Source organism: Allobosea rubneri, from assembly GCF_032464875.1.
GTDB classification, from domain to species: Bacteria; Pseudomonadota; Alphaproteobacteria; order Rhizobiales; family Beijerinckiaceae; genus Allobosea; species Allobosea rubneri.
The window spans coordinates 23448-31079 of the sequence record NZ_JAWDID010000062.1 but is presented as its reverse complement, the minus strand read 5'-3'; the positions used below and the strand labels follow the sequence as shown (position 1 = coordinate 31079).

Below are 7632 nucleotides of genomic sequence, written 5' to 3'. Positions count from 1 at the left end.
CTGCTCTGCCGGTGCTTTCTCCGGCCCGGATTTCTGTCTCATCTGCGCTCCAAAATGGCTGCGATGATCCAGAAATCCTCCCTTCCCGAAAACCCCTGAACTGTCTCAAGGGCGCTGACGGCAGACAGTTTCACGCATGATTGCTGAATCCTGCTCATAGCCTCCTGCGCATTATAGCTACTAATGGAAGAAAAACAGGGACCGTAAGATCTCCCCACACAACGGGAGCACCGCCATGTCCGATCACCATCCATCTCTCGCGCGCCGCGATCTTCTCGCCCTAGCCGGCGGGACGGCGTCGCTCGTCATCGCAGGCGTGCAGCCGACTTTGGCGCAGACCAACTCGAATTCGACGTCAGGAAGCAGCATGCAGCCCACCCAGGCCTGGGATAAGACCTTCGCAAGAAGCGACAAGGTCGACCACAGCAAGGTCACCTTCAAGAACCGCTACGGCATCACGCTGGCGGCCGACCTCTATCTCCCGAAGGATCGTGGCAGCCGACCATTGCCGGCGCTGGCGGTAAGCGGCCCGTTTGGCGCCGTGAAGGAGCAGTCGTCGGGCCTTTACGCGCAGACGATGGCCGAGCGCGGATTCGTCACGCTCGCCTTCGACCCCTCCTACACCGGCGAAAGCGGCGGCGAACCGCGTAACGTCGCCTCGGCCGATATCAATTCGGAAGACTTCAGCGCCGCGGTTGATTTCCTTGGACTGCAGCCGAACGTCGCCCGCGCGCGCATCGGCGCCATCGGCATCTGCGGCTTCAGCGGCATGGCCCTGACGGCGGCCACCAGTGACTCCCGTATCAAGGCCGTCGCGACCGCCTCTATGTACGACATGTCGCGCAGCATGAGCCGTAGCTACAAGGACAGCTACACGATGGAGCAGCGCCGCGAGGTCATCGACTACCTCAGCCAGCAGCGCTGGAAGGATGCCGACGCCAAGGCCTTCGCGCTCGGCTATCACGAAGTGCCGTTTGACCAGAGCGGCAACATCGTGACCGGGCAACGCGTGCTTCCCGAAAAGCTGCCGCCCGATCCGGATCCGGTGCTGGCCGTGTTCTTCGACTACTACCGCACGCCGCGGGGCTTCCACCCGCGCAGCATCAACTCGGCGACGGCCTGGACGGCCACTACGCCGATGTCGTTCTTCAACTTCCCGATGTACGCCAACATCGAGATGATCTCGCCACGCCCGATCCTGCTGATCGCCGGGGCGAACGCCCATTCGCGCTATTATTCCGAGGATGTCTACCAGGCAGCGTCCGACCCGCGCGAGCTGCTGATCGTGCCGGATGCCCACCATGTCGATCTTTATGACAGGGCCGACAAGATCCCCCTCGCCAGGCTGACCGAGTTCTTCGAACGCAATCTGTGATGTCGAGAGGGCGGCCGAGCGATATCCGCGCCGTCGCCCTCTGACCCTCGGACAAAGCCGGCCTTTCAGACGATCGATCGCACCACCACGCGATCGCCAGCGTCGCGGACAGTGCCTTGCCGCAGCACGCAAGGCAGGAATTCCATGCACGCGCCAATTGCCAAAATAGCGTCTGACGAAAGCCGCGCTCCCGCCTGGGGAGGGGTGTTCGCGCTCGCCCTCGGCGCATTCGCCCTGGTCGCATCCGAGTTCATGCCGGTCAGCCTGCTGACTCCGATCGCATCGGAGTTGCGGGTCACAGAGGGGCAAGCTGGTCAGGCGATCGCCGTCTCGGGCGCCTTCGCCATCCCTGCCAGCCTCTTCATTTCCACGCTCGCCGGCGATCTCAACCGAAAGCTGCTTCTGATCGCGCTGACGGCCGTGATGGTAATTTCGGGAGTGATCGTATCGATCGCTCCCAACTACGAAATCTTCATGGTGGGGCGGGCTCTCATAGGCGTCGTGATCGGCGGATTCTGGTCGCTGTCCGCAGCCATGGCGATGCGGTTGGTCCCCGAGGATCAGGTTCCAAAAGCGCTGGCGATTCTGAACGGCGGCAATGCGCTGGCTATGGTCATCGCAGCGCCGCTCGGCAGCTTCCTCGGCAGTATCGTGGGATGGCGCGGCGCGTTCTTCTTCATAGTACCCGTTGGGCTCATCGTTCTCGTCTGGCAGGTAATCAGCCTGCCATCGATGACGATCGAAGCCCGCACGAGCGCGATGGCAGCCTTCAGGATTCTGAAGAAGCCGTTCATCGCTATTGGAATGGCCGCCGTCAGCCTGTTTTTCCTGGCGCAGTTCGTGCTGTTCACCTATCTTCGGCCGTTCCTGGAGACAGCGAAGCATGTCGATGCTGCAACGCTGTCGCTTCTGCTGCTGCTGATGGGGGTGTCGGGCGCGATCGGCTCGCTCTTGATCGGCCGGTTCATCGATCGAGGCCAGTACCCGACCCTTATCGTCATTCCGGTCGTCATGGCGCTGATTGCTACCGCCTTGATCCTGGTCGGCGGCGGGCTTGCCGTGACAGCGATCCTGCTGGCGCTTTGGGGGGTACTGGCGACGTCCGCGCCTGCCGCATGGTGGACCTGGGTCGCGAAAGCCCTGCCGGACGACGCCGAGGCTGGCGGCGGGCTGATGGTCGCGGTCGTACAATTCGCGATCACCGGCGGCGCAGTTGCCGGCGGTATCCTCTATGACTCAAGTGGACACATCACCACCTTCAGTGCGAGCGCGGTCATTCTGCTCGGCGCGGCCGCGCTTGCAACCGCCACCATGTGGACGGTCAGAAAAGGCTGAGTTTGCACAGCGCCAAACGTCCGGTTTTCGGCAGTGGCTCAAGGTCGGTTTCTGGCGCAGGCTTAACGTCTTTGAGACCACCAAAGTCCCGCCCCAATCGCGACATTGAGTAAAGCGAGAAGGAGCAGGGCGGCGAATGTCCAGGTCGAGTCAGCTTGATCGAGCAACAGCGCTCCCGCCGTTGGCGCAACCGCTTGTGCGATCAAGCTTGGTCGAGCGAGCCTTCCAATCAGCGGCGCGTAGCGTTGCGGCCCGAATAGGGCCAGCGGCAGCGTGCCCTTAGCGATCGAGAAGACGCCGTTTCCGGCCCCATAAAGCACGATCGCCACCCCCACCGGGCCGAGACTAAGCGCCAGCAGTGCCAGACCGGTCGCCATCAGCCCGAGAGCTGCGCTCACGGTCCAGAGCGGGTGATGCCGCCCTCCGCCTGCCATCTCGATCACGCGCCCTCCTACCTGCGCAGGACCGACGAGAGCGCCCAATGCGACCGCGGCAGCAAGACCAATCCCCTGAGCCTGGAGAAGCGTCAGCAGGTGAACGCCGACGATGGCCCCGATCGCGCCACCGATCATGACGATCCCCGAGAGCAGCAGGAAGGCGCGACGCTCCGGTGGAAGCAGGCTGGACGGTGCTGCGGGCGCTCCCGCCGTCGGCCGCGGCAGCTCAGGTGGAACTCGCGGCAGGATCGTCAACACGAACGGCAGCGAGATCAGAAGCTGTATCGCCGCATAGACGAAACAGGTTCCTCGCCAGCCCAACTGCTCAACGAGGTAGGCCGACAACGGCCAGCAGACCGTGCTGGCGAAGCCGCCCCATAGCGTCAGCACGGTGATAGCGGACCGAGCGGTGCCGCCATAAAGGCGCCCAAGCGTCGAGAACGCCGCGTCATAGAGGCCAGCGGCCATTCCGGCGCCCAATACGACCCAGCCGAGGATGAAGACGGAAAGGTTCGGTGCCAGTCCGAGAATGAGTTGCCCAGCGGCGATGAGGATCGTGCCTGCGGCCAAGACCGGGCGTCCTCCGGTCTCACCGATCAGGTGACCGACATAGGGCGCGCCGGCTCCGGCAGTGAGCAGTCCGACCGAGAGCGCGCCAACGATCCAGGACAACGGCCAGCCGGTGTCGGCGGCGATCGGCGCCGCCAGAACGGCGGGAAGATAGTAGGTAGACCCCCAGGCGAGGATCTGAACCACGCCCAGGGCCGAGATGACCGTCAGTCGGCTTCGGTCGATCACGCAACCTTGCCGCAGCAAGTGGAGGTCCTCGCGGGCTCCGGGAGCTTGGCTGGGCCGCAACCGCAGGCATCCTGTCCGTCGGGCTTCGCACGAGCGCCGTCGTTACAGCAGGCGGTCACCGGCTCTGGTGCGGGGCCGCCGCAGCAGCCCGCTGGGGCCGTCGTGCAGACACCGGTCTCCGGCAGGACCAGCTTGACGTCATCCGCGGCCGCCATGTCGCCCGCGATTGCGGCAACCACCGATCGAACCTGTTCGAAGCCGGTCAACATCAGGAAGGTTGGTGCGCGCCCATAGCTCTTGATCCCGACCGTGTAGAAGCCCGGCTCGTGATGTGAGAGTTCGCGATGTCCATGAGGGGGCACCGACCCGCAGGAATGCAGGTTGGGATCGATCATCGGCCCCAGCATCCGGGTGCTTTCCAGCCATGGATCGAGATCGACCCGCAGCTCTCGGGTCAGCGTCTGATCCGGGCGCTGCCCGGTACAGGCCACGATCCGATCGACGGCGCCGATCATGCGTCCGCCATCGCTCGTTTCGCCATTGATGAGCAGGCGACCGCTTTCCTCCCGGATCCCCGCCAGGGCAAAGCCACGGATGAGGTCGATCCGGTCGCTGTCGACCAGGTGCCGCAGCCGTTGTCCAAGGTCACCCCGACCGGCAAGCTGATCGTTCGCACCCCCGCCATAGACGCGGGAGAGGTCGCGGCCGCGCGTGACCCAGATTGCTTTCGTCGCCCCGTCCTGCGACGCCAATTTGTCGAGGTCGAGCAGGACGTTCGCGGCTGAATGCCCGGCACCGAGCACGAGCGTCGTGCGGCCGCCATAGTTTGCTCGGTCGCGCCCGAGAACATCAGGAATGCCGTAGGTAATCCTGTCCGCGAACGCCTCCTCCCCATCGACGGGCATTCCCCCCGCCCCGGCCGGGTTCGGCGTCGTCCAAGTTCCGGAAGCGTCGATAACCGCGCGAGCGAAAACGCGCCGCGTGCCGCCGTCCCGGTCGCGGATCATAAGCTGGAACGGGTGCAGTTCCCGGTCCCGGCTGACTACCTTGTCGATGCCGCGGCGGCCGATCGCAACTACGCGAGCGTCGTATTCGATGACCAGCGAGAGTTCGGCCGTCTCCGCCAGGGGAGCGAGGTATCGATCGATCAGCTCGTGTCCAGTCGGATAGCCTTGCCTATCCGGCTCCGCCCACCCGGCGGCTTCGAGCAGCTTGCGGCTCGCCGGGTCGACGTTGAACTCCCATGGCGAGAACAGGCGCACATGGCCCCAGTCGCGGATGTTAGCGCCGACGGCCTCTCCGGCCTCGTAGACCTTCACGGCCATGCCGCGTGCGACCAGATTGGCAGCAGCAGCAAGCCCAACCGGCCCCGCACCGATCACGACGACGGGAAGCTCCTTCATCGCGCAATCCTCCGCTCCTGCTGGAAACATGGAATTAAGTGGCAACTGAAAGCCGCTCAGGCGGCCTTCCCAGAGGAAGAACAGCCTTCCTCGATGCAGCATTCTTCGGACAAGAAGCCGAGCAGCGCGTCCATCGCCGGATAGACCGCGCGGCAGATCAGCGTCGTCGCCTGCCGCTCCTGCGACACGAGGCCGTTGCGGATGAGGCGCTGAAGGTGATGGGAGAGCGTCGAGGCCGGAATGCCCAGACGCTCCTGGACCTGTGCGACCGGCAGGCCGTTACGCCCCGCCCGAACGAGAACTCGATAGAGCTGAAGGCGCGTCTGATTGCCGAGCGCCTCCAGTTGCGATGCTGCTGCTTCGATATCCATCGAAATATACCTTCCACGTTCGCCGGGGTCGTTCAACAGAAATTTCGACGACCATGGAATTATTCGGCAGCCTGGACCTTCCGTACGCCGTCGCCGCGCTCGTACCAGCCCTTCGACCGGTTCACGATCCAGACGACGGTGAGCATCACGGGAACTTCGATCAAGACGCCGACGACGGTTGCGAGCGCCGCCCCGGAATGGAAACCGAACAGGCTGATCGCAGCGGCCACGGCGAGCTCGAAGAAGTTCGAGGCGCCGATCAGCGCCGACGGGCCCGCGACGCAATGCTGCTCGCCCGCCACGCGGTTCAGGACGTAGGCCAACCCGGCGTTGAGATAGACCTGAATCAGGATCGGCACCGCCAGCAGCGCGATCACGATCGGCTGCGCGAGGATCTGCTCGCCCTGAAACCCGAACAGCAATACGAGGGTGGCGAGCAGGGCCACGAGAGAAGTCGGCCCGAGCCTTGCGTGAAGACGGTCGAGGGCAGCCTGACCTCCCCTCGCCAGCACCCGGCCGCGCAGGACCTGAGCGACGATCACGGGAACCACGATGTAGAGCACGACCGAGAGGACCAGCGTTCCCCAGGGCACGGTAATCGCCGACAGGCCGAGCAGCAGCCCCACGATCGGCGCGAAGGCGATGACCATGATCGCGTCGTTCAGCGCGACCTGACTCAGCGTGAAATGCGGCTCGCCCCTCGTCAGGTTCGACCAGACGAAGACCATCGCGGTGCAGGGCGCCGCCGCGAGGATGATCAGGCCCGCGATGTAGCTCTCGATCTGGTCGGCGGGCAGCCACGGCCGGAACAGCCAGGCGATGAAGATCCAGCCGAGCGCCGCCATCGAGAACGGCTTCACCGCCCAGTTGATGAAAAGGGTGACGCCGATCCCGCGCCAGTGCCTGCCGACCTGCCCGAGCGCGGCGAAATCGATCTTCAGCAACATCGGGATGACCATCAGCCAGATCAGCACCGCGACCGGCAGGTTGACCTTCGCGATCTCGGCGCTGCCCACGGCCTGGAAGACGCCCGGCATGACATGGCCGAGCGCGACGCCGACGACGATGCACAGCGCGACCCAGACGGTGAGGTAGCGTTCGAAGGTGGACATGCAGACCTCAGGCCAAAGCGACGGGGCGGCCGGCTGCGTCGACCACGAGCTCGCCGTCCTCCCTGCGGAACTCGCCACGCTGCGGCGGCAGGAGCGGCAGAACGGCTTCGGATGGACGAGAGAGCTTCACGCCCTTTGGCGAAACGACGAGCGGGCGGTTGATCAGGATCGGGTGCGCGTCGATCGCATCGAACAAGGCCTCGTCCGACAGGCTGGCGTCGCCGAGCCCGAGTTCGGCAAACGGGGTGCCCTTCTCGCGCAGGATCTCCCGGACGCTCATGCCGGCGCGATCGAGGAGCTGCTTCAGCAACGCGCGGCTCGGCGGCGTCTTGAGGTACTCAATGACGTGCGGCTCGATGCCGGCGTTGCGGATCAAGCCGAGTGTGTTCCTGGAGGTTCCGCATGCGGGGTTGTGATAGATGATGACGTCTATCGGCTCAGACATCGGCGTTGGCCTTCGATTGGCAGCAAGGGGTAAGTTCGGCGATCAGCGGCGCGCAGATCTCGGGGCGGCCGCCACAGCAATCCTTCAGCAGGAAGGCCAGGACCGACCGCAGGGTGTCGAGATCCGCCCGGTAGACGATCGAGCGGCTGAAGCGCTCGGAGCGGATGAGGCCCGCCCGGCTTAGGATGCCGAGATGCGATGACATCGTGTTGTGCGGAACCTCGAGGCGCCGCGCGATCTCGCCCGCCGCCAGCCCCTCGGGTTCGGCGCTCACGAGAATGCGGAACACGTCGAGCCGGGTGCCTTGCGCCAGCGCCGCTAAGGTGAGGATGACTTGCTCGTTTTCCATGTGTCGA

Annotated in this window: 8 protein-coding genes; 2 read left to right on the top strand and 6 right to left on the bottom strand. The window is 64.7% G+C overall.

Annotation, left to right across the window (positions count from 1 at the left end):
* The first annotated feature begins 235 nt into the window (after positions 1–235).
* Complete coding sequence (locus tag RKE40_RS25370) at positions 236–1375, top strand: alpha/beta hydrolase (RefSeq protein ID WP_316020977.1); 1140 nt, start codon at positions 236–238, stop codon at positions 1373–1375.
* 144 nt (positions 1376–1519) lie between these two features.
* Complete coding sequence (locus RKE40_RS25365) at positions 1520–2710, top strand: MFS transporter (protein ID WP_316020976.1); 1191 nt, start codon at positions 1520–1522, stop codon at positions 2708–2710.
* 62 nt (positions 2711–2772) lie between these two features.
* On the opposite strand, the gene RKE40_RS25360 is transcribed toward RKE40_RS25365, so the two are convergent.
* From RKE40_RS25360 to RKE40_RS25335, 6 genes are read right to left on the bottom strand one after another with little or no spacing between them, the layout of a single operon-like run.
* On the bottom strand, positions 2773–3963 hold the full coding sequence (locus RKE40_RS25360) for an MFS transporter (RefSeq protein ID WP_316020975.1): 1191 nt from the start codon (positions 3961–3963) through the stop codon (positions 2773–2775).
* On the bottom strand, positions 3942–5348 hold the full coding sequence (locus RKE40_RS25355) for an NAD(P)-binding domain-containing protein (protein ID WP_316020974.1): 1407 nt from the start codon (positions 5346–5348) through the stop codon (positions 3942–3944). Before RKE40_RS25355 ends, RKE40_RS25360 begins: the two co-directional genes overlap by 22 nt.
* 56 nt (positions 5349–5404) lie before the next feature.
* Positions 5405–5719, bottom strand: coding sequence for an ArsR/SmtB family transcription factor (locus RKE40_RS25350; protein ID WP_316020973.1), 315 nt, complete (start codon positions 5717–5719; stop codon positions 5405–5407).
* Positions 5720–5778: 59 nt separating this feature from the next.
* Positions 5779–6831 carry an ACR3 family arsenite efflux transporter gene (gene arsB / locus RKE40_RS25345; RefSeq protein ID WP_316020972.1) on the bottom strand — a complete coding sequence of 351 codons (1053 nt, stop codon included), beginning with the start codon at positions 6829–6831 and terminating at the stop codon, positions 5779–5781.
* A 7-nt stretch (positions 6832–6838) separates the two neighbouring features.
* Positions 6839–7276, bottom strand: coding sequence for an arsenate reductase (glutaredoxin) (gene arsC, locus RKE40_RS25340; RefSeq protein ID WP_316020971.1), 438 nt, complete (start codon positions 7274–7276; stop codon positions 6839–6841).
* Positions 7269–7625, bottom strand: coding sequence for an ArsR/SmtB family transcription factor (locus RKE40_RS25335; RefSeq protein ID WP_316020978.1), 357 nt, complete (start codon positions 7623–7625; stop codon positions 7269–7271). The genes arsC and RKE40_RS25335 overlap by 8 nt, the downstream gene beginning before the upstream one ends.
* Positions 7626–7632 lie beyond the last annotated feature (7 nt).

Coding starts and splice junctions, on each gene's coding strand:
- RKE40_RS25370 (WP_316020977.1), top strand. CDS start 236: ATGTCCGATCACCATCCATCTCTCGCGCGCCGCGATCTTCTCGCCCTA.
- RKE40_RS25365 (WP_316020976.1), top strand. CDS start 1,520: ATGCACGCGCCAATTGCCAAAATAGCGTCTGACGAAAGCCGCGCTCCC.
- RKE40_RS25355 (WP_316020974.1), bottom strand. CDS start 5,348: ATGAAGGAGCTTCCCGTCGTCGTGATCGGTGCGGGGCCGGTTGGGCTT.
- RKE40_RS25350 (WP_316020973.1), bottom strand. CDS start 5,719: ATGGATATCGAAGCAGCAGCATCGCAACTGGAGGCGCTCGGCAATCAG.
- arsB (WP_316020972.1), bottom strand. CDS start 6,831: ATGTCCACCTTCGAACGCTACCTCACCGTCTGGGTCGCGCTGTGCATC.
- arsC (WP_316020971.1), bottom strand. CDS start 7,276: ATGTCTGAGCCGATAGACGTCATCATCTATCACAACCCCGCATGCGGA.
- RKE40_RS25335 (WP_316020978.1), bottom strand. CDS start 7,625: ATGGAAAACGAGCAAGTCATCCTCACCTTAGCGGCGCTGGCGCAAGGC.